This window comes from Pseudomonas sp. VA159-2 (assembly GCF_024126635.1).
Classification (GTDB): Bacteria; Pseudomonadota; Gammaproteobacteria; order Pseudomonadales; family Pseudomonadaceae; genus Aquipseudomonas; species Aquipseudomonas muyukensis.
In genome coordinates this window covers 228,233-248,677 of sequence record NZ_JAMYBV010000001.1, presented here as the reverse complement: position 1 = coordinate 248,677, position 20,445 = coordinate 228,233, and the positions used below count along the sequence as shown (strand labels likewise).

The window sequence follows — 20,445 nt, the reverse complement described above, 5'->3', positions numbered from 1 at the left end:
ATCTGGCCGCAGAGGCTCTAGACCAAAGCAAGTGTGGCAATGCGTCTTGACTGGCCCTAGACTCGATGGGCGGTCTTTTCCAATCCACCAGCTGGAAGTAAACCATGAACAACAATAATAGCCTGCTACGCCACATCCCGTGGCTGGCGCTGGCAGTCATAGGGGCCTGCGCGCTGGGTGTGGTTGCCCTGCGTCGCGGTGAGGCGATCAACGCCTTGTGGATCGTGGTCGCGGCAGTGGCCATCTACCTGGTCGCCTACCGTTACTACAGCCTGTTCATCGCCACCAAGGTGATGCAGCTCGACCCCCGCCGGGCCACGCCCGCGGTCCTCAACAACGATGGCCTGGACTACGTCCCGACCAACAAGCACATTCTTTTTGGCCACCACTTCGCCGCCATCGCCGGCGCCGGCCCCCTCGTGGGCCCGGTGCTCGCCGCGCAAATGGGCTACCTGCCCGGCACGCTGTGGCTGATCGCCGGCGTGGTGCTGGCGGGCGCGGTGCAGGACTTCATGGTCCTGTTCCTGTCCACCCGCCGCAACGGCCGTTCGCTGGGCGACATGGTCCGCGAGGAAATGGGCCGCATCCCGGGCACCATCGCCTTGTTCGGCTGCTTCCTGATCATGATCATCATCCTCGCGGTGCTGGCGCTGATCGTGGTCAAGGCCCTGGCCGAGAGCCCATGGGGCATGTTCACGGTGATGGCGACCATCCCGATCGCGATGTTCATGGGCGTGTACATGCGCTACATCCGCCCGGGCCGCATCGGCGAGATCTCGATCATCGGCGTGGTGCTTTTGCTGCTGTCGATCTGGCTGGGGGGCCAGATCGCCGCGGATCCGGTGTGGGGCCCGGCATTCACCTTCACCGGCGTGCAGATCACCTGGATGCTGGTGGGCTACGGCTTCGTCGCCGCCGTGCTGCCGGTGTGGCTGGTGCTGGCGCCGCGTGACTACCTGTCGACCTTCCTCAAGATCGGCACCATCGTCGGCCTGGCCATCGGCATCCTGATCATCGCCCCCGAGCTGAAAATGCCGGCGCTGACCCAGTTCACCGACGGCACCGGCCCGGTGTGGAAGGGCACCCTGTTCCCGTTCCTGTTCATCACCATCGCCTGCGGCGCGGTGTCCGGCTTCCACGCGCTGATCTCCTCGGGGACCACGCCCAAGCTGCTGGACAACGAAACCAACGCCCGCTACATCGGCTACGGCGGCATGCTGATGGAGTCGTTCGTCGCCATCATGGCCATGGTCGCCGCCTCGGTGATCGAGCCGGGCGTGTACTTCGCCATGAACAGCCCGGCCGCGGTGGTCGGTGCCGACGTTGCCTCGGTGGCGCAAACCGTCAGCAGCTGGGGCTTCCTGATTACCCCCGAGCAGCTCGAGGCGGTGGCCCGCGACATCGGCGAGCACACCATCCTGGCCCGTGCCGGCGGTGCGCCGACCCTGGCGGTCGGTATCGCGCAGATCCTCCACCAGGTGCTGCCGGGCGAGAACACCATGGCGTTCTGGTACCACTTCGCCATTCTGTTCGAAGCGCTGTTCATCCTCACCGCCGTGGACGCCGGTACCCGTGCCGGGCGCTTCATGCTCCAGGACCTGCTGGGCAGCTTCGTGCCGGCCCTCAAGCGCACCGAGTCGTGGACCGCCAACCTGGTCGGTACCGCCGGCTGCGTGGCGCTGTGGGGCTACTTGCTGTACCAGGGCGTGATCGACCCGCTGGGCGGCATCAACACCCTGTGGCCGCTGTTCGGCATCTCCAACCAGATGCTGGCCGGTATTGCCCTGATGCTCGGCACCGTGGTGCTGATCAAGATGAAGCGCGAGCGCTATATCTGGGTCACCCTGGTGCCGGCCGTGTGGCTGCTGATCTGCACCACGGCGGCGGGCCTGATCAAGCTGTTCGACCCGAACCCGGCGGTTGGCTTCCTGGCCCTGGCCAAGAAGTACAGCACCGCGCTGGACGCCGGCCAGGTCCTGGCCCCGGCCAAGGACATCGGGCAGATGCAGCACGTGATCTTCAACGCCTACACCAACGCTGGCCTGACCATCCTGTTCCTGGTGGTGGTGTTCAGCGTGCTGTTCTTCGCCATCAAGGTCGGCTACGCCGCCCTGGGTCGCAAGGAGCGCAGCGACAAGGAAACCCCGTTCCAGGCCCTGCCTGACGCTTGAGAGGACTGCCGTGATGTTCAACGACCTGGGTCGACTGGGTAAATACCTGGGGCAGGCAGCCCGCCTGATGGTCGGCATGCCCGACTACGACAACTATGTCGAGCACATGAGCAACAAGCACCCGGACAAGCCGGTCATGACGTATGAGGAGTTCTTCCGCGAGCGTCAGGAAGCACGATACGGTGGCAAGTCCGGGCCCAAGTGCTGTTGAACCCGCTGCCGGCGCGGCCCCTGTAGGAGCGGCCTGGTGTCGCGAAAGGGCCGCAAGGCGGCCCCGGGTTTGAGCTTCGCAGCATATATTGCCGGGGCCGCTACGCGGCCCATTCGCGACACGAGGCCGCTCCTACAAGGACCGCGCCCACCGTCCAAACTCCCACTGCACAGGAGATGTTCTGCGTGCAGACACCTATTCCCGTTACCGTGCTGACCGGCTTTCTTGGCGCCGGCAAGACCACATTGCTCAAGTACATGCTCAAGGCCGAGCATGGCCTGAAGCTGGCCGTGATCGAGAACGAATTCAGCGAGGCCGGCATCGACAGCCAGCTGCTGGGCGATGAACCGGTGCAGGTCATGACCCTGGCCAATGGCTGCGTGTGCTGCAGCATCCATGGCGACCTGACCCGTGCCTTGTACTTGCTGCTCGAACGCCTGGATGCCGGTGAAATCGCCTTCGATCGCCTGGTCATCGAATGCACCGGCCTGGCCGACCCGGCGCCGGTGGCGCAGACCTTCTTCATCGATGAAGAACTGCGCGAGCGCTATATCCTCGACGGCATCATCACCCTGGTCGATGCCGTGCACGCCGAGCTGCACCTGACCCAGGCCATCGCCCAGGCCCAGGTCGGTTTCGCCGACCGCCTGCTGTTGAGCAAGACCGACCTGGTCGAGCCGCAGCTGGTCGACGCCCTGCGCGAGCGCCTGTCGCGCATCAATGGCCGGGCGGCGCTCCGCGTGGTCGAGCATGGCCGCATCGACCTGGCCGAGCTACTCGATGTGCGCGGCTTCAACCTCAACCCAGACCTGGGCATCAGCCCAAAGCCCACCTTGCGCCCGCTGCTCAAGCCGGCCACCCCTGACCGCATCTCGACGTTGGTGCTGCGCAGCGAAACACCGTTGGACATCGATAGGCTCAGCGACTTCATGAACGAGCTGCTGGAAGAGCACGGCAAGCAATTGCTGCGCTACAAGGGGGTGCTGAACATTGCCGGCGAGGGCCGCCGCCTGGTGTTCCAAGGGGTGCTGAAGCTGTATGGCTTCGACTGGGACGCCGAGTGGAAGGACGGCGAGGTGCGAGAAAGCGTGATGGTGTTCATCGCCGATGAGCTGCCGGAGGAGAAGATTCGGGCGGGATTCGAGGCTTTGAGCCACGCCTGAGTGAGATGCTGCCGACTGTTCGATGCCGCCGTAAGGCGGCATTTTTTTTGGCCTCGTTTCAGCAATCAGGCCAGTCGAGGTGGCCGCTTGCAGGGGGTACTTTTTTTGGTACACTTGGCCGCGTCGGATCGAAAAATAACTGTGCGGTTCTTCCGTAGTGCGTTGGGCAATGAGCCCGTGAGGGAGTGGCTAAAGGGCCTGGCACGCGAAGAGCGCTATCTGGTTGGCATGGAAATCAAGACCGTTCAGTTGGGATGGCCACTTGGCATGCCCTTGGTCAGAAAGTTGGAGCACGGGCTTTGGGAAATCCGTATCGACATGGGGCATGTCATTGCCCGTGTGCTGTTCACGATCATGGATGACGTGATGTTCATGCTCCATGGATTCATCAAGAAAAGCCAGAAAACGCCTTCGGCAGATCTGGCACTCGCCAGGCATCGCAAGGCCTGCTTACGGAGGTCAACAACATGAACCCGCATATCGGTTCGGACTTCGATGATTTTCTCGCCGAAGAGGGCGTCTTCGAAGAGGTCACGGCGGCAGCGCTCAAACGGGTGATCGCCTGGCAACTGACCCAGGCGATGAAGCAGCAAAAGATCAGCAAGAAGGCCCTGGCCGAGCGGATGCACACCAGTCGAGCGGCGCTTGATCGAGCCTTGGATCAAACTGACGCTGGCATGACCTTGGCAACGTTGGCTAGCGCTGCCAGGGCCTTGGGGCAGCGTGTGGAAATACGTCTGGTACCGGACGTCGCCCCCGCCCGATGAAACACAAACACAAAAAAGCCCGGCATCAAGCCGGGCTTTTTCACATCAGGCGTCTGCCAATCAGTTGCCGTACACCGGCAGCTTCTTGCAGATGGCCTTGACCTTCTCACGCACGGCGTCGATCACCGCTTCGTTGTTCAGGTCGGCCAGGATGTCGCAGATCCAGCCTGCCAGCTCGCGGCACTCGGCTTCCTTGAAACCACGGGTGGTGACGGCTGGGGTGCCGAAACGCAGGCCCGAGGTGACGAACGGCGAACGTGGATCGTTCGGGACCGAGTTCTTGTTGACGGTGATGAAGGCCTTGCCCAGGGCGGCGTCGGCGTCCTTACCGGAGATTTCCTGCTTGATCAGCGACAGCAGGAACAGGTGGTTCTCGGTGCCGCCGGAAACGACGTCGAAGCCACGCTCGATGAAGACGCTGGCCATGGCCTGGGCGTTTTTCACTACCTGCTGCTGGTAGGCCTTGAACTCAGGCTGCAGCGCTTCCTTGAAGCAGATCGCCTTGGCGGCGATGACGTGCTCCAGCGGGCCGCCCTGGGCGCCTGGGAAGACCGCGGAGTTGAGCTTCTTCTCGATGTCGGCGTTGGCACGGGCCAGGATCAGGCCGCCACGTGGACCGCGCAGGGTCTTGTGGGTGGTGGTGGTGACCACGTCGGCGAACGGCACCGGGTTCGGGTACACGCCAGCGGCGACCAGGCCAGCCACGTGGGCCATGTCGACGAACAGGTAGGCACCGACCTTGTCGGCGATGGCGCGGAAGCGGGCGAAGTCCAGGACCTGCGAGTAGGCCGAGAAGCCGGCGACGATCATCTTCGGCTTGTGCTCGACCGCCAGGCGCTCGACTTCGTCGTAGTCGATCAGGCCGTTGGCGTCGATGCCGTACTGGATGGCGTTGTACAGCTTGCCCGAGGAGGACACGCTGGCGCCGTGGGTCAGGTGGCCGCCGTGGGCCAGGCTCATGCCCAGGATGGTGTCACCGGCCGACAGCAGGGCCAGGTAGACGGCGGCGTTGGCCTGGGAACCGGCGTGCGGCTGGACGTTGGCGTAGTCGGCGCCGAACAGTTGCTTGGCGCGGTCGATGGCCAGTTGCTCGACGACGTCGACGTACTCGCAACCACCGTAGTAGCGCTTGCCTGGGTAGCCTTCGGCGTACTTGTTGGTCAGTACCGAACCCTGGGCTTCCATGACAGCGGGGCTAGTGTAGTTTTCCGAAGCGATCAGCTCGATATGCTCTTCCTGGCGCAGAGCTTCTTGCTGCATGGCTTCGAAGAGCTCGGCGTCGTACTTGGCAATGGTCAAATCACGGCTGAACATGGCGGTCCTCAAGGATCGGGCTGAATTGGGTGGGCATTCTAACCGATTGATTCGCCGCTGGCATATGAAGTGGCATCAAGTCGCGGACCAATGGGGCTCATGTTGCAGGCCGCGCCGTGTCTGGGCTGGAGTTGACTTTGGGGTCCGTTTTTAACGCGCTGCGCCTGCCCCTGTAGGAGCGGCCTTGTGTCGCGAAAGGGCCGTGCAACGGCCCCAGGATGTCAGCATTTACGCCACGATCGCCGGGACCGCTGCGCGGTCCTTTCGCGACACAAGGCCGCTCCTACAGGGGCCGTATGGCACCCGCTCACTGGAACATGAACAACGTCTCGTTGCTGAACTGCGCCTCGAACTGGTTGGCCGGCATCGGCCGGCCGAACAGGTAGCCCTGCACTTCGTCGCAACCATGCTCGCGCAGGAACTCCAGCTGCTCGTGGGTCTCGACGCCCTCGGCGATCACCGCCAGGTTCAGGCTGTGGGCCATGGCGATGATCGCCCGGGCGATCTGCGCGTCCTGCTCGCCCTCGGGCAGGCCGTCGACGAAGGTGCGGTCGATCTTCAGCACGTCGATGGGGAACTGCTTGAGGTAGTTGAGCGACGAGTAGCCGGTGCCGAAGTCGTCGACCGCGATGCTCAGGCCGAGGTTCTTCAGGCTGTCGAGGATCTGCATGGCTTCGTTGACCTCGCGCATCAGGATGCTCTCGGTCAGCTCCAGTTCCAGGCACGCCGGCGGCAGGCCGGTCTCTTCCAGGATGGTGGCGATGCGCGTACCCAGCTGGCCGTCGGAGAACTGCCGGGCGGAAATGTTCACCGACACCTTCGGCACCCGCACCTTCTCCTTGTGCCAGGCCTTGAGCTGGCGGCAGGCCTCGCGCAGCACCCAGTCGCCGACATCCACCACCAGGCCCAGCTCCTCGATCACCGGGATGAAGTCGCCCGGCGGCACCAGGCCGCGGGTCGGATGGCGCCAGCGCAGCAGTGCCTCGGCGCCGGTCAGGCGCTTGCCGTCGCCGCTGAACTGCGGCTGGTAGTAGAGGGTGAACTCGTTCTGCTCCAGGGCATGGCGCAGGTCGCTTTCCAGCTCCAGGCGCTCCAGGGCGCTGGCGTTCATGTCCGCCTGGTAGAACTGGAAGTTGTTCTTGCCACGCTCCTTGGCGTGGTACATCGCCGTGTCGGCGTTCTTCATCAGCTGGCTGAGTTCGCTGCCATCCTGCGGGCTCAGGGCGATGCCGATACTGGCGGTGACGAAGAACTCGCGGTTCTCCAGCACGAACGGGGTCACCAGCCCGCCGAGGATGCTCTCGGCCACGTGGATGGCGCGGTTCAGCGCCTGTTCACGGGTGGCCCGCGGCTGCAGCAGCAGGGTGAATTCGTCGCCGCCCATGCGCGCCACGGTGTCGTCGTCGTCGACGCAGGCCAGCAGGCGTTCGGCCATGTCCTTGAGCATGCGATCGCCGGCGGCATGGCCGAGGGAGTCGTTGATCGGCTTGAAGCGGTCGAGGTCGAGGAACATCAGCACCACCCAGGCCTTGTGCCGCTCGGCCTGTTGCAGGGCGGTGTACAGGCGGTCCTGGAACAGCGTGCGGTTGGGCAGGTGGGTCAGGGCGTCGTAGTAGGCCAGGCGGTGGATGCGCTGCTCGCTGGCCTTGCGTTCGCTGATGTCGGTGAAGAAGCACACGTAGCTGGCCAGGTCGCCTTCGTCGTCGAGCACCGCGGTAATGCCGACCCAGGCCGGGTAGTGCTCGCCGTTGCGCCGCTTGAGCCACACCTCGCCCTCCCAGCTGCCGCGCTGGTTGAGCTGCTTGAGGACATAGCCCAGGTGGGCGTTCTGCTGTTGCTCGACGGTGAGCATGCCCGGCAGTTGGTCGAGCACCTCGGCCACCGCGTAGCCGCTGACCCGGCTGAACGCCTCGTTGGCCTGGACGATGTAGCCGGCCGGGTCGGTGATCAGGATGGCCGAGGTGGAGTGCTCGAATACCGTGGCGGCCATGCGCAGGTCTTTTTCCGCGCGGCGCTGCTGGCTGATGTCGCGGCCCACGCCGAGCACGCCTTCGAAGCTGCCGTGTTCGTCCCACACCAGCACCAGGCGCAGCTCGATGGGAATCTTGCGACCGTCGGCGCGCAGGCAGTCGAACAGGAACAACTGGGTGGGCAGGGTATCGCGCAGCTGCGCCAGTTGCGCGGGATCGCCCACGGCCTTGCTGACCCGCTCGAGCAGGCTGTACACGCCGGTGAGCTGGCCGGGGTTGGCAATGATCGACTGCCAGCCGTTGCTGAAGATCCAGTCGGCCTGGTAGCCCAGCACCGCTTGCACCGAGGGGCTGACATAGTTCAGTTGCAACTGGTTGTCGGTGGAGAAGATCACGTCGCTGATGCTTTCGGCGAGCATGCGGTAGCGCTGTTCGCTGTCGCGCAGCGATTCGCTGGCCTCGATCTGCACGGTGACGTCCTTGCCCACGCCGATGATGCGGCTGACCTGGCCCTCGGCATCGCGGGTCAGCACCTGCTCGCGGATCTCGTAGCAGCGCCAGCCGCCGTCGCGGTGACGGAAGCGCAGCTGGCAGTGCAGCGACGCACCGTAGCTGGTGTCGCGCTGCTGCTGGCGCAGGGCGCGGTAGTGCTCGGCGTCGCCGGGGTGCAGGAGCATTTCCCAGAAACGCTCGCCCATCTGCGCCAGCTCGGCGCGGTCGTAGCCCAGGGTCTGGCCCAGGTGGCGGTTGCTGAAGATCATCCGCTGGCTGTTCACGTCCTGCACGTAGAGCTGGTCGGGCACGGTGCGCACCACGTCCGACCAGAAACCCTCGCGCTCGAGCAGCGACAGCTCCACCTGCTTGCGGCTGGTGATGTCGCTGATGCTCAGGATCACTGCCTGGAAATCGCGGCGCTGCTGGGGCAGGCGCGCCATCAGCCACAGGTGCAGCTCGCCGCCCTGGGAGGCGGGCAGGCGTACTTCCAGTTCCAGCTGCTGGCGCTGTTCGATCAGCGCGTCGATCAGTTGCATGCCGACGCTGTCGCGGCCATCGCCGCTGCCATCGATCAGGCGCTGCCAGGCGCCCTCGTGGCACTCGACATTGAGCAGCTGGCGAGCCACCTGGTTGATCTCGGTGATCTTCAGCTCTTGCAGCAAGGTGCGGCGCAGGTTGCTGTCCAGCGCCAGGCTCTGCTTGAGCGCGGCGCGGTTGCGCAGGTGGTAGCGGTCGAGCTGGCCGGGCAGGCTGGAGAGGTCGAGCACGCACAGGGCGACGCCGGTGCCTTCGAAGATTTCCTGGTAGCGCCGGCGGTCTTCCTGAAGGGCACGCTGGCGCCGGCGCATGTTGATCAGCGCCAGCACCGGCAGCAGGGCGCAGAACAGCACCAGCAGGCACTTGCCAATCAGTGCCGGGAGCAAGCGGTCGCGGGCAAGACCTGCGTCGAACAAGCCGCGCAACTGCCAGGTGCTGTTGTCGATGAACGCCAGCATCACGCTTTGCAGCGGCTCGCCGCTGCTGGGCTTGTGGCCATGGCGTTCGAGCACCTGGCCATTGCGGCTGTTCTCCAGCAGCCACAGCGGGTGGGTCGGGCTGTCCAGGTGCACGGTCAGTTCCCGGTAGTATGCCGGGCTCAGGCGCAGCAGCCAGTAGCCGCGATCCTGCTCGGCGGCCTGGCGCAGCAGCAGGTAGACCTGCTGGTTGTCGGGGGCATTGCCATAAAAGAAGGCGCGCCCCTGGTTCAGCAACAGGAGCTCGTCAATCTGCTGACGGTCCGGGGTGCCGGCCAGCGAGTCGCTGCGCAGCTGCCCGTCGCCATCGAGCCAGGCCAGGCCGCGCAGGGCCGGGAGGCGCGACTGCAAGGTGGCGAGCAGGGACGGCAAGGCGGCAGGCGTCGGAGGATTGACGTAGGGCTGGACCAGGTTCAGCGCCTGCTGCGACTTCAGCGCCATGTTCAGGCTCAGGTGATCGGCCAGTTCGGCGCTGGTCGCCAGGCTCTGCTCGCGCAGGTCGGCCTGGGTGTGGCGAAACTGCGCGAACAATTGCCATAGCAGCAACCCCAGCAAAACTAGGGCGAGCAGGGCCAAGGCCCCCTTGAGCGAGCCACGCAGGTGGCTGCCGGCCGAGGTTGCGGCAGGACGCGGAAGGGGCGATGGCGTGAGATTGGTCAAGCGTTGGTCCTGCGATAGGGCTGGCGATGGCAGGGGGGCTAAGGTCGTGGCATATGCACGGTGCGTGCCGTGCTTGGGCGCACTATAAGGTGGCACATGCCAGCCGACTAGCATGCCTTCAAATATGGCAAAGTGCCAGTCCGCGTGTCCGTTGGCCGACCTGCAGCCGGTCATGCCGGTTCGGCAAGTCCCTGCCAGCTGTGCGAGAATGCCGCCCGCTTCAATAGTCAACGCAACGGAGATGTACGGTTTTGGTTACCCACTATTCCACCAATGGCCTCGATTCCGCCTGTGGGCGCAGCAGTCAGACCCTGGTCAGCACTGCCGTGACCGAGGACGTATCCTGCAAGACCTGCCAGCGCTCGCTGGCCAAGCCGGACGCGGCCGCCGCCAGCGCCACCAAGGCGCCGTCGCTGGCCGAGCTGCGCAAGTCGGCCAAGGCTGCCGCCGCGCCGCTTGCCCAGGTTGCCGCGCAACCGGCCGCCAAGCCCGCTGCCGCCCCGGTCAAGGCCGTGAGCAAGCCGGCCGCCAAGCCCGCCCGCAGCGGCGGCTTCAGCGTCAAGGCAGCCTGGGCCGCGCGCCTGGCCGAGCAATCGGACCGCTGCCGCCTGCCGCGTGGCAAGGCCCGGCAAGCGCACGTCTGAATCCGCGCCAAGCCCGCCCCACGCCCGCCGGCGTGGGCGCGGGCTCGCCCCGCTTGGGTTTCGCCGCGGTCCTGCCATCTACCCCATCTGTGCAACGCCGCGACTTGGCGTAGAATGGCCCACTTTGTTCAACGACACCCCGTAAACACATCCCCCGGGCCTGTGCCTGGGCGTGCGTCGATGTCTTTACCTATTTAATTAGAGGGCTTGGTTTTGGCTCAATACGTCTACACCATGCATCGGCTGAGCAAGGTCGTGCCGCCGAAGCGGGAAATTCTCAAGAATATTTCCCTGTCGTTCTTCCCCGGCGCCAAGATCGGCGTGCTGGGCCTGAACGGCGCGGGTAAATCGACCCTGCTGCGGATCATGGCGGGCGTCGACAAGGAATTCGACGGCGAAGCCCGTCCGATGCCCGACATCAACGTCGGCTACCTGCCCCAGGAGCCGCAGCTGGACCCGAGCAAGACCGTGCGTGAAGTGGTCGAGGAAGCGGTCAGCGTGATCAAGGACGCCCAGGCCCGCCTGGACGAGGTCTACGCCGCCTACGCCGATCCCGATGCCGACTTCGACAAGCTGGCCGCCGAGCAGGCCAAGCTCGAGGCGATCCTGCAGGCCGCCGACGGCCACAACCTCGAGCGCCAGCTGGACGTCGCCGCCGACGCCCTGCGCCTGCCGGCCTGGGAGGCGAAGATCGAGCACCTGTCCGGTGGCGAGAAGCGCCGCGTGGCGCTGTGCCGCCTGCTGCTGTCGGCCCCCGACATGCTGCTGCTGGACGAACCGACCAACCACCTGGACGCCGACTCGGTGGCCTGGCTGGAGCGCTTCCTGCACGACTTCCCGGGCACCGTGGTGGCGATCACCCACGACCGTTATTTCCTCGACAACGTCGCCGGCTGGATCCTCGAGCTGGACCGCGGCGCGGGCATCCCGTACGAAGGCAACTACTCGGGCTGGCTGGAGGCCAAGTCGGAGCGTCTGGCGCAGGAGTCCAAGCAGCAGAGCGCCCACGAGAAGGCCATGAAGGAGGAACTGGAGTGGGTGCGCAAAGGCGCCAAGGCCCGCCAGTCCAAATCCAAGGCCCGTCTGCAGCGTTTCGAAGAAATGCAGTCGCAGGAATTCCAGAAGCGCAGCGAGACCAACGAGATCTACATCCCGGCAGGTCCGCGCCTGGGCGACAAGGTCATCGAGTTCAAGAACGTCACCAAGGGCTACGGCGATCGCGTGCTGATCGACAACCTGTCGTTCGCCATGCCCAAGGGCGCCATCGTCGGTGTGATCGGCGGTAACGGTGCCGGTAAGTCGACCCTGTTCCGCATGCTGATGGGCAAGGAGCAACCGGACTCGGGCAGCATCGAGATCGGCGAAACCGTGCAACTGGCCTGCGTCGACCAGAGCCGCGAGGACCTGGACGGCAGCAAGACCGTGTTCCAGCAGATTTCCGATGGCTCCGACCAGATTCGCATCGGCAGCTACGAGATCCCGTCGCGCACCTACGTCGGGCGCTTCAACTTCAAGGGCGGGGACCAGCAGAAGTTCGTCAAGGACCTCTCCGGTGGTGAGCGTGGCCGCCTGCACCTGGCCCTGACCCTGAAAGAGGGCGGCAACGTCCTGCTGCTCGACGAACCGTCCAACGACCTTGACGTCGAAACCCTGCGTTCGCTGGAAGAAGCCCTGCTGGACTTCCCCGGCGCCGCCATCGTGATTTCCCACGACCGTTGGTTCCTGGACCGTGTGGCCACGCATATCCTGGCCTACGAGGACGATTCGAGCGTGGTGTTCTTCGAGGGCAACTACACCGAGTACGAAGCCGACCGCAAGAAGCGCCTGGGCGATGCCGCTGCCCAGCCGCACCGTGTGCGTCACAAGAAACTGGCCCAGTAACCGGTTTTCGCTGCACAAGGATGGGGCCCTCAGGGGCCCCATTTTTGTGCCTGGAATAAGCTGTTTGTTTTTGTTTGCGTGGTAGCGGGCTTGCCCCGCGCTGGTTCGCGTTCAGGCAATCGCGGGGCAAGCCCGCTACCACGGTCCCGGCATTGATCCTGTATACACTTATATAAATTGCACCAAATAATTTCATAAAAACGACATTTCGCCCTGTTCCAGTGCGATTGGTTCTTGGTACATTCCTGAAAAAACCAAAAACAATCCCTCTTGGTGAGATGTCTACCATGATCGAATCTGTCGACGCCTTCCTGGCCCGCCTGCAACAGCGCGACCCGGCCCAGCCCGAATTCCACCAGGCCGTGGAAGAAGTGCTGCGCAGCCTGTGGCCGTTCCTCGAGCAAAACCCCCACTACCTTCAAGCCGGCATCCTCGAACGCATGGTCGAGCCCGAGCGCGCGGTGCTGTTCCGTGTGTCGTGGGTCGATGACCAGGGCAAGGTCCAGGTCAACCGCGGCTACCGCATCCAGATGAGCAGCGCCATTGGCCCGTACAAGGGCGGCCTGCGCTTCCACCCGTCGGTGAACCTGGGCGTGCTCAAGTTCCTGGCCTTCGAGCAGGTGTTCAAGAACTCCCTGACCTCGCTGCCCATGGGCGGCGGCAAGGGCGGTTCGGACTTCGATCCGAAGGGCAAGAGCGATGCCGAGGTGATGCGTTTCTGCCAGGCGTTCATGAGCGAGCTGTACCGCCACATTGGCGCCGACCTCGACGTGCCGGCCGGTGACATCGGCGTCGGTGCCCGCGAGATCGGCTTCCTGTTCGGCCAGTACAAGCGCCTGGCCAACCAGTTCACCTCGGTCCTGACCGGCAAGGGCATGAGCTACGGCGGCAGCCTGATCCGTCCGGAAGCCACCGGCTACGGCTGCGTGTACTTCGCCGAGGAGATGCTCAAGCGCCAGGGGCAACGCATCGATGGTCGGCGCGTGGCCATCTCTGGCTCCGGCAACGTGGCCCAGTACGCCGCGCGCAAGGTCATGGACCTGGGCGGCAAGGTGATTTCGCTGTCCGACTCCGAGGGTACGCTGTTCTGCGAAGCCGGGCTCAACGATGCCCAGTGGGAGGCGCTGATGGCGCTGAAGAACGTCAAGCGTGGCCGCATCAGCGAGTTGGCCGGGCAGTTCGGCCTGGAGTTCCGCCCGGGCCAGACGCCGTGGTCGCTGCCTTGCGACATCGCCCTGCCATGCGCCACCCAGAACGAGCTGAACGCCGAGGACGCCCGCACCCTGCTGCGCAATGGCTGCATCTGCGTGGCCGAAGGCGCCAACATGCCGACCACCCTGGAGGCTGTGGATATCTTCCTCGAGGCCGGCATTCTCTACGCGCCGGGCAAGGCGTCCAACGCCGGCGGCGTGGCCGTGTCGGGCCTGGAGATGTCGCAGAACGCCATGCGCCTGCTGTGGACGGCCGGTGAAGTGGACAGCAAGCTGCACAACATCATGCAGTCGATCCACCATGCCTGCGTGCATTACGGCGAAGAGGCCGATGGGCGCGTCAACTATGTGAAAGGCGCCAACATTGCGGGCTTTGTGAAAGTCGCCGATGCCATGCTGGCCCAGGGCGTGGTCTGACGCTGGACCGCCATGGGGCTGCAAAGCAGCCCCATGGCCTTCAACCCTCAACCTCGATTGCAACAATCTCGATCAGTTGATCCCCCGCCGGCCGTCGCCACAGCACTTCATCCCCAGGCCCGGCACCCAGCAGCGCCCGCCCCAGCGGCGAGCCCCAGTTGATCAGCCCCTGCGCGGCATCGGCCTGGTCCTCGCCCACCAGTTGCACCAGGTGTTGCTGGTCATCCTCATCGACAAAGCGCACCCGGCTGCCAATCTGCACCTGGGTGGTGGACGTGGCCGTGGGCACCACCTGGGCGCTCTGCACCCGGGCGGTGAAATAGCGCAGGTCGCGCTCGGTATCGGCCAGGCGCTGCAGGTCGCCGTGTTCGCCCTCGGCCTGCAACTGGCGGCGCAAACCATTGAGCGTGGTCAGCCGCTGCTGCAACTGGGCCAGGCCGCTGGCGGTGACGTAGTTGGGCTGGTCGCTGACTCGCCGTTCCACCGGTTGGTCGGCCTGGGCGGCGGCCTGGTCTTCGTTGACGAATGCTCGGCTCATGGCGGGCCTCCTTGTGCTGGAGACCATGGTGGCAGGTAGCGGGTTTCAACGGTTGTCTGTTTGCGACGTCAATTCGGCCGGTAGGCGCGGGCGGCGCCCTGGTCTTTCTCGCGTTGCCAGTCGCGGTCGCGCTCGTCCCAGTAACGCTCGCGGTACTGGCGGGTGTCCTGGTTGCTCTGCATGGCGTGGCACTGGCGAAAGCCGTCGTCCCAGCCGGTTTCGTACTGAGCCTCGTGCAGGTAGCGCGGCACGTTCTTGCGAAACTCGCCGACCATCAGCCCGGCGGCCTGGCGGCCGCTGCTGCAGCCGTCGTCGAAGCCGTCGGCGTAGGCGGGTGGGTAGCCCTGCTGGACCATCTGTTGGTGGGTGGTTTCACACCCGGCCAGCAACAACGTGAAGCACAAGCCCAGCCAATACCGCGACATGACCACAAGACCTCGAGAGTAATGCAGCAAAGTCTAGGTGGCGGTTTGTCGGGGAGGTGTCAAAACAGTGTCAAAGAGTCGGTTGGGTCACAGATGCAGCTTGTGAAGCTGACGCTATCCCTGTGGGAGCGGCCTTGTGTCGCGATGGGGCGCGCAGCGGCCCCAGGATCTCGGCATCATGCAAAATCGTGGGGGCTGCTGCGCAGCCCATCGCGACACCAGGCCGCTCCCACAGGTAGCGCATTTGCTTCTGGCCTGTGCTGTACCTGTAGGAGCCGGCTTGCCGGCGATGGGCCCTCAGTAGTGATACCACTTCAACTCCAGCGTCACCTCGTTCTGCGCCGTGGCCAGATGACTGAACTGTCGCGATGCGCTCAAGCGCAGCCCCAGGTCCCGGCTGATTTCCCACTGCTGGTTCAGGCTCAGGCTGCGGCGTACCTCGCCATTGCTGAAGTAGTCGCCCTTGGCCTCCAGCGTCAGGTTGCCCAGTGGGTTGCGCCACAGCAGTCCGCCGTTGAACCCGGCAGCGGGCGCGACGAACTCGGCGAAGTCGTTGTGGTGCTCGATGCGCAGCGTGCCCAGGGCGAAGCCCAGCAGCTCGTCGCCCAGTTGCCAGGTGCCGCCGGCGCCGCCGTTGACCTGGCTGACCAGCACCTCGTCGTCATGCTTGCCCGGTACCCGTTCCAGGCCCCCGGCGACCTGCCACGACCAGGGCTTGAGCAGGGCGTTGCGTGGCGTCAGCGAGCGGATGGTGGCCAGGTCCAGGCGCTGCACCTGCCAGTCGTTGCCTTCGTACTGGCGCAGCTTGAGCTGGAGGATCTCGATCTGCGCGCCCAAGGGGAAACCGTACAGGTTGTCGTTGAGGTCGTGATAGGCCATGCGCAGGCCGTATTCGGCGTAGGCGCGGTCTTCGCGGCTGCCTACCCCCAGTTGCCAGGTGCGCGACTGGTGGCCGTCCTCGGGCAGGCCGGGGCGCTCGATCTGCAACGGTGGCGGCGGGTTGCGGTTGATCGCCCTGAGCAGGTCATAGCTGCGCCCGGCCTGGGCCGGGTCGCGTTCCTGGCCATTGGCGCGGTAACGCTCCAGGCGGTAGGCGGCGTCCTGCACCAGGGCCTGGCGTTCGCGCGGCAGGGCGGTGAAGGCGGGGTCTTGCAGGTAGGCGGTGTCGCGGCCGATGGCCAGCACCTGCTGTTTTTCGCCAGGCGCAAGCGGCTCGGCGCGGGCCAGCAGTTCGCGCTCGCGCGATGGCCGGTAGCGCACGTCGGCGACCAGGCCAGACTGTTTCACCGCCTTGACCGTGTCGGTGGGGATGGCGGTCAGCGGGAACTGCGAGGTCAGGTCCAGGCTCGGGCGTGCCACCTGCAGCAGCTCCAGCAGGCGGTAGGAGCAGTTCTCGTCGAAGAAGAAATAATCGAACTTGATCTGCTTGAGCTCCCACACGTGCTCGACCATGCGCCCGGTCTCCTCCGGGGTCAGGTCCAGCTGGTACTCCCACAGGTCGCGGTTTTCCAGGCTGCGGTACTCGGACAGTTTTTCCTGGTAGGGCATCATCGCGAACAGCCCGGGGTAGCCGCCCATCAGGCCTTTCCAGGCGTAGAGAATGCTGTTGTCGCTGCCTTCGATGTAGGCGCCGAAGTTGATCGCGTAGCTCAGCAGCGTGGTGTCGTTGCGCTGGGTGCTGGACTGGTCGATGCGCAGCAGGGTGTGGCCGAACATCGACGAGGGGCTGTTGAGGTAGGCGGCCGGGAAGATCAACGCCGCGCTGTGCGGGTCGATCGAGTGGTACCAGGTGTTGAACTCCTGGCAGGCCGGGCGCGGCAGGTCGCTGAGCGCCAGCTGCTCGCGCAGCCAGCGGGTGCGCGCCGGGAACACGCACTGGGCATGCTGGTCGCCCAGGCTCGCCGGGGCGTACAGCGCGGCGACCGTGGCTTGCAATTCCTGCGCGGGATGATGGGCGCCGTCCTCGGCAAGGAAGAAGCGCGGGTCATCGACGTAACTGCGCCAGCCGCCCAGCTTGGCGGTCTCGTAGTGGCCCAGGGCGATCCAGTAGGGCGTGGCCGCCAGTTGCTGGACACGGGCCGAATCGATCTGGGGTGCGGCGTGCAGCGCGGCGCTGAACAGGAGCGCCAGGGGAGCGAGGCGTTTGAGCATGTCGGGCAACTACATCCTGATGATGCCGGAAGGTAAGCGCCAAACCCGCCCCGAGGCCGGGGCGGGAGGCGTGAGACTCAAGCCTCGGTGGCGTACTTGGCCAGTTGCGGGTCGCCCTTGAGCACGGCCAGGGTGTTGCTGTGGACAGTTTCGGCAGTCACGTCGGCGCTGCTGAAGATCTGCTGGAAGTGCTCGTGGGTGACGGCGGCGAAGTGCGCGCGGTCTTCAGGGGCCACGCCGAGGACCACGGCATAGGTGGTCAGGGCTTCGCCCTGGCCCTGGGCCATGTCTTCGGAGAGCTCGTTCATCATGCCGTTCATGGCGAACCAGGACTTGCCGCCATAAGTGAGTGCGGCCTTGGTCGAGCAGCCGTTGGTGCCCGAGGTCATGCCGAAGGTTGCGTTGCCGGAGGTGCCGTTGGTGGTGGAAGCCAGGAAGTGGGCCGGGGTGCCGCGCTGGCCCTCGAACAGCAGGTTGCCCCAGCCGCAGTTCGGGCCGCCTGGCGATTCGGCCATGGCGTTGATCGAGACAGCGGCGAACAGAGTACCCAGAAGAATCCGTTTCATAGCGTCGTTCTCTTTCTCAAGTGTCATACCAATGGTCAGGGTTCTGGCAACGCGGTTGCCAGGACAGGGGGATTTGCATCCCCCCGCGCAGCTTGGAGTTTAGGCACGATCCAAAGGTTGCGTTGTTTATTGCGAAAAATTGCATGGCCACGGCGCGCTGCCGGCCTGCGACATAAAGTCTCGCGCAGCCTTGCCGCTAGGCGCTGGCAGCGCCAGAATGCCTTTCATCCGCCCCGCCGAAGTAAGGAAACCCAATGCCCGATCCTGTCGCCTCGCGCCTGCGTCTCGCGCCCGAAGCCCTGACCCGGCGTTTCTCCCCCGAGCAGTTCGCTTTTTCCAATACCGACGATCTGGAGCCGTTTCGTGGTGTCCTGGGCCAGGAGCGTGCGGTCGAGGCCCTGCAGTTCGGCGTGGCCATGCCGCGCCCCGGTTACAACGTGTACGTCATGGGCGAGCCCGGCACGGGGCGCTTCTCGTTCGTCAAGCGCTACCTGAAGGCCGAGGGCAAGCGTCAGCAGACCCCGGCCGACTGGCTGTACGTCAACAATTTCGAGGATTCCCGCGAGCCGCGTGCCCTGGAGCTGCCGGCCGGCAGCGCGCACGCCTTCATCAGCGACATGGGCGGGCTGATCGACAACCTGCTGGCGACCTTCCCGGCGGTGTTCGAACACCCCTCGTACCAGCAGAAGAAAAGCGCCATCGACCGTGCCTTCAACCAGCGCTACGACCGCGCCCTGGATGTGATCGAGCGTGCCTCGCTGGAAAAGGACGTGGCCCTGTACCGCGACAGCAGCAACGTCGCCTTCACCCCCATGGCCGACGGCAAGGCCCTGGACGAGGCCGAGTTCGCCCAACTGCCCGAGGACGTGCGCGAGCGCTTCCATGAGGACATCGCCGAACTCGAGGAGCGCCTCAACGAGGAGCTGTCGAGCCTGCCGCAGTGGAAACGCGAGTCGAACAACCAACTGCGTCAGCTCAACGAAGAGACCATCACCCTGGCCTTGCAGCCGCTGCTGGCGCCGTTGTCGGAAAAGTACGCGGAAAACGCCGCGGTATGCGCCTACCTGCAATCGGTGCAGCTGAACCTGCTGCGCACCGTGGTCGAGCAACTGGTCGACGACGCCAAGACCGACGCCGTGGCGCGCAAGATGCTCGAGGAGCAGTACGCCCCCAGCCTTGTGGTCGGCCACTGCGGCAATGGCGGCGCGCCGGTGGTGTTCGAGCCGCACCCGACCTACGACAACTTGTTCGGGCGCATCGAATACAGCACCGACCAGGGCGCGCTGTACACCTCCTACCGCCAGTTGCGCCCGGGCGCGCTGCACCGTGCCAACGGCGGCTTCCTGATCCTGGAAGCCGAGAAGATGCTCGGCGAGCCGTTCGTCTGGGACGCGCTCAAGCGCGCCCTGCAGTCGCGCAAGCTGAAAATGGAGTCGCCGCTCGGCGAGCTGGGCCGGGTCGCCAGCGTGAGCCTGACGCCGCAGATGATCCCGCTCAGCGTCAAGCTGATCATCATCGGTTCGCGCCAGCTGTACTACGCGCTGCAAGACCACGATTCGGACTTCCAGGAAATGTTCCGGGTGCTGGTCGACTTCGACGAAGACATGCCCATGGTCGACGAGAACCTAGAGCAGTTCGCCCAGTTGCTGCGCACCCGTACCAACGAGGAAGGCATGGCGCCGCTGACCAGCGACGCGGTGGCGCGCCTGGCCACCTACAGCGCGCGCCTGGCCGAGAACCAGTCGCGGCTGTCGGCGCGCATCGGCGACTTGTTCCAACTGGTCAGCGAGGCCGACTTCATCCGCCAGCTGGCCAACGAGGCGATGACCGACGCCGGGCACATCGAGCGCGCGCTCAAGGCCAAGGCCACGCGCACCGGGCGGGTCTCGCAGCGGGTGCTCGACGACATGCTTGCCGGGATCATCCTGATCGACACCGAGGGCGCGGCGATCGGCAAGTGCAACGGCCTGACCGTGCTGGAGGTCGGCGACTCGGCGTTCGGCATGCCGGCGCGCATCTCGGCCACCGTCTACCCCGGCGGCAGCGGTATCGTCGACATCGAGCGCGAGGTCAACCTGGGCCAGCCGATTCACTCCAAGGGGGTGATGATCCTCACCGGCTACCTGGGCAGCCGCTATGCCCAGGAATTCCCCCTGGCGATTTCGGCGAGCATCGCCCTGGAGCAATCCTACGGTTATGTCGATGGCGACAGCGCCTCGCTGGGTGAGGCCTGCACGCTGATCTCGGCCTTGTCGCGCACGCCGCTCAAGCAGTGCTTTGCCATCACCGGCTCGATCAACCAGTTCGGTGAAGTACAGGCGGTGGGTGGGGTCAACGAGAAGATCGAGGGCTTCTTCCGCCTGTGCGACGCCCGTGGCCTGACTGGCGAGCAGGGGGTGATCATCCCGCGCGCCAACGTCGCCACGCTGATGCTCGACGAGCGCGTGCTGCAAGCGGTCGAGGCTGGGCAGTTCCATGTGTATGCGGTCAGCCAGGCCGACGAGGCCTTGAGCCTGCTGGTGGGCGAGGAGGCCGGCGCGCTGGACGACAAGGGCCAGTTCGCCGAGGGCAGCGTCAATGCGCGGGTGGTCGAGCGCTTGCGCGAGATCGCCGAGATGATCAGCGAGGAAGAGATCAAGGAGGCCGAAAAGGAACGGCTGGAAGAGATGGTGGCCCAGGCCAAGCCGGCTTGAGTCAATAAACCGGCGCTGGCGGCGAAGTGCTACCGTTCAGCGCCGGTTTTCTAACTTTTTCCGCAGGTCGGCTACAGTGGAACTTAAGGACGTTGTCAGGGTTCAGGATGGAAACAGCCTGATGGTTTCAGGCTGAACAAGGCTTTACAGAGGGG

The 20,445-nt window shown here is 65.0% G+C and carries 15 protein-coding genes; 9 read left to right on the top strand and 6 right to left on the bottom strand.

Annotation, left to right across the window (positions count from 1 at the left end; all coding sequences use genetic code 11):
• The first annotated feature begins 104 nt into the window (after positions 1–104).
• From NJG22_RS01075 to NJG22_RS01055, 5 genes are all read left to right on the top strand, one after another.
• On the top strand, positions 105–2,171 hold the full coding sequence (locus tag NJG22_RS01075) for a carbon starvation CstA family protein (RefSeq protein ID WP_134693628.1): 2,067 nt from the start codon (positions 105–107) through the stop codon (positions 2,169–2,171).
• Positions 2,172–2,184: 13 nt separating this feature from the next.
• A complete protein-coding gene (locus NJG22_RS01070) occupies positions 2,185–2,382 on the top strand; it encodes a YbdD/YjiX family protein (protein ID WP_145188604.1) in 198 nt (65 codons plus the stop codon).
• A gap of 185 nt (positions 2,383–2,567) precedes the next feature.
• On the top strand, positions 2,568–3,545 hold the full coding sequence (yjiA, locus tag NJG22_RS01065) for a GTPase (RefSeq protein WP_253091842.1): 978 nt from the start codon (positions 2,568–2,570) through the stop codon (positions 3,543–3,545).
• A gap of 135 nt (positions 3,546–3,680) precedes the next feature.
• Positions 3,681–4,016: a type II toxin-antitoxin system RelE/ParE family toxin gene (locus NJG22_RS01060; protein ID WP_253092068.1), complete on the top strand. Its 336-nt coding sequence runs from the start codon at positions 3,681–3,683 to the stop codon at positions 4,014–4,016.
• Complete coding sequence (locus tag NJG22_RS01055) at positions 4,013–4,312, top strand: helix-turn-helix transcriptional regulator (protein ID WP_253091840.1); 300 nt, start codon at positions 4,013–4,015, stop codon at positions 4,310–4,312. The genes NJG22_RS01060 and NJG22_RS01055 overlap by 4 nt, the downstream gene beginning before the upstream one ends.
• Before the next feature lie 60 nt (positions 4,313–4,372).
• On the opposite strand, the gene glyA is transcribed toward NJG22_RS01055, so the two are convergent.
• Entirely contained in the window at positions 4,373–5,626 is a 1,254-nt protein-coding gene (gene glyA / locus NJG22_RS01050; protein ID WP_217850338.1) for a serine hydroxymethyltransferase, read from the bottom strand.
• A gap of 307 nt (positions 5,627–5,933) precedes the next feature.
• Entirely contained in the window at positions 5,934–9,764 is a 3,831-nt protein-coding gene (locus NJG22_RS01045) for an EAL domain-containing protein (protein ID WP_253091838.1), read from the bottom strand.
• 251 nt (positions 9,765–10,015) lie between these two features.
• Here NJG22_RS01045 and NJG22_RS01040 point away from each other — a divergent pair, with 251 nt between their 5' ends.
• From NJG22_RS01040 to gdhA, 3 genes are all read left to right on the top strand, one after another.
• Positions 10,016–10,408: a hypothetical protein gene (locus tag NJG22_RS01040; RefSeq protein WP_253091836.1), complete on the top strand. Its 393-nt coding sequence runs from the start codon at positions 10,016–10,018 to the stop codon at positions 10,406–10,408.
• Between the two features lie 213 nt (positions 10,409–10,621).
• Positions 10,622–12,289, top strand: a complete 1,668-nt coding sequence (gene ettA, locus NJG22_RS01035; protein ID WP_253091835.1) for an energy-dependent translational throttle protein EttA — start codon at positions 10,622–10,624, stop codon at positions 12,287–12,289.
• Positions 12,290–12,576: 287 nt separating this feature from the next.
• On the top strand, positions 12,577–13,917 hold the full coding sequence (gene gdhA / locus NJG22_RS01030; protein WP_253091833.1) for an NADP-specific glutamate dehydrogenase: 1,341 nt from the start codon (positions 12,577–12,579) through the stop codon (positions 13,915–13,917).
• Between the two features lie 40 nt (positions 13,918–13,957).
• On the opposite strand, the gene NJG22_RS01025 is transcribed toward gdhA, so the two are convergent.
• The 4 genes from NJG22_RS01025 to NJG22_RS01010 all read right to left on the bottom strand — a co-directional run bounded on the left by NJG22_RS01025 (position 13,958) and on the right by NJG22_RS01010 (position 17,597).
• The gene (locus tag NJG22_RS01025) at positions 13,958–14,455 is read right to left on the bottom strand and encodes a GreA/GreB family elongation factor (RefSeq protein WP_253091831.1); all 498 of its coding nucleotides are present in this window, start codon (positions 14,453–14,455) and stop codon (positions 13,958–13,960) included.
• A 68-nt stretch (positions 14,456–14,523) separates the two neighbouring features.
• The gene (locus NJG22_RS01020; RefSeq protein ID WP_217850323.1) at positions 14,524–14,880 is read right to left on the bottom strand and encodes a hypothetical protein; all 357 of its coding nucleotides are present in this window, start codon (positions 14,878–14,880) and stop codon (positions 14,524–14,526) included.
• Positions 14,881–15,177: 297 nt separating this feature from the next.
• Positions 15,178–17,031 (bottom strand): DUF4105 domain-containing protein, encoded by a 1,854-nt coding sequence (locus NJG22_RS01015; protein WP_253091829.1) that lies wholly within the window; start codon positions 17,029–17,031, stop codon positions 15,178–15,180.
• Between the two features lie 77 nt (positions 17,032–17,108).
• Positions 17,109–17,597 (bottom strand): DUF3015 domain-containing protein, encoded by a 489-nt coding sequence (locus NJG22_RS01010; protein WP_253091827.1) that lies wholly within the window; start codon positions 17,595–17,597, stop codon positions 17,109–17,111.
• A gap of 254 nt (positions 17,598–17,851) precedes the next feature.
• Between NJG22_RS01010 and NJG22_RS01005 the strand changes: the two genes are divergently transcribed.
• The gene (locus NJG22_RS01005; RefSeq protein WP_253091825.1) at positions 17,852–20,290 is read left to right on the top strand and encodes an AAA family ATPase; all 2,439 of its coding nucleotides are present in this window, start codon (positions 17,852–17,854) and stop codon (positions 20,288–20,290) included.
• The last annotated feature ends 155 nt before the right edge of the window (positions 20,291–20,445 follow it).

Bases quoted from the DNA above. Each gene is read 5' to 3' on its own strand.
- glyA (WP_217850338.1), bottom strand. From the start codon at position 5,626: ATGTTCAGCCGTGATTTGACCATTGCCAAGTACGACGCCGAGCTCTTC.
- NJG22_RS01025 (WP_253091831.1), bottom strand. From the start codon at position 14,455: ATGAGCCGAGCATTCGTCAACGAAGACCAGGCCGCCGCCCAGGCCGAC.
- NJG22_RS01020 (WP_217850323.1), bottom strand. From the start codon at position 14,880: ATGTCGCGGTATTGGCTGGGCTTGTGCTTCACGTTGTTGCTGGCCGGG.
- NJG22_RS01075 (WP_134693628.1), top strand. From the start codon at position 105: ATGAACAACAATAATAGCCTGCTACGCCACATCCCGTGGCTGGCGCTG.
- NJG22_RS01015 (WP_253091829.1), bottom strand. From the start codon at position 17,031: ATGCTCAAACGCCTCGCTCCCCTGGCGCTCCTGTTCAGCGCCGCGCTG.
- NJG22_RS01055 (WP_253091840.1), top strand. From the start codon at position 4,013: ATGAACCCGCATATCGGTTCGGACTTCGATGATTTTCTCGCCGAAGAG.
- NJG22_RS01005 (WP_253091825.1), top strand. From the start codon at position 17,852: ATGCCCGATCCTGTCGCCTCGCGCCTGCGTCTCGCGCCCGAAGCCCTG.
- NJG22_RS01070 (WP_145188604.1), top strand. From the start codon at position 2,185: ATGTTCAACGACCTGGGTCGACTGGGTAAATACCTGGGGCAGGCAGCC.
- gdhA (WP_253091833.1), top strand. From the start codon at position 12,577: ATGATCGAATCTGTCGACGCCTTCCTGGCCCGCCTGCAACAGCGCGAC.
- NJG22_RS01010 (WP_253091827.1), bottom strand. From the start codon at position 17,597: ATGAAACGGATTCTTCTGGGTACTCTGTTCGCCGCTGTCTCGATCAAC.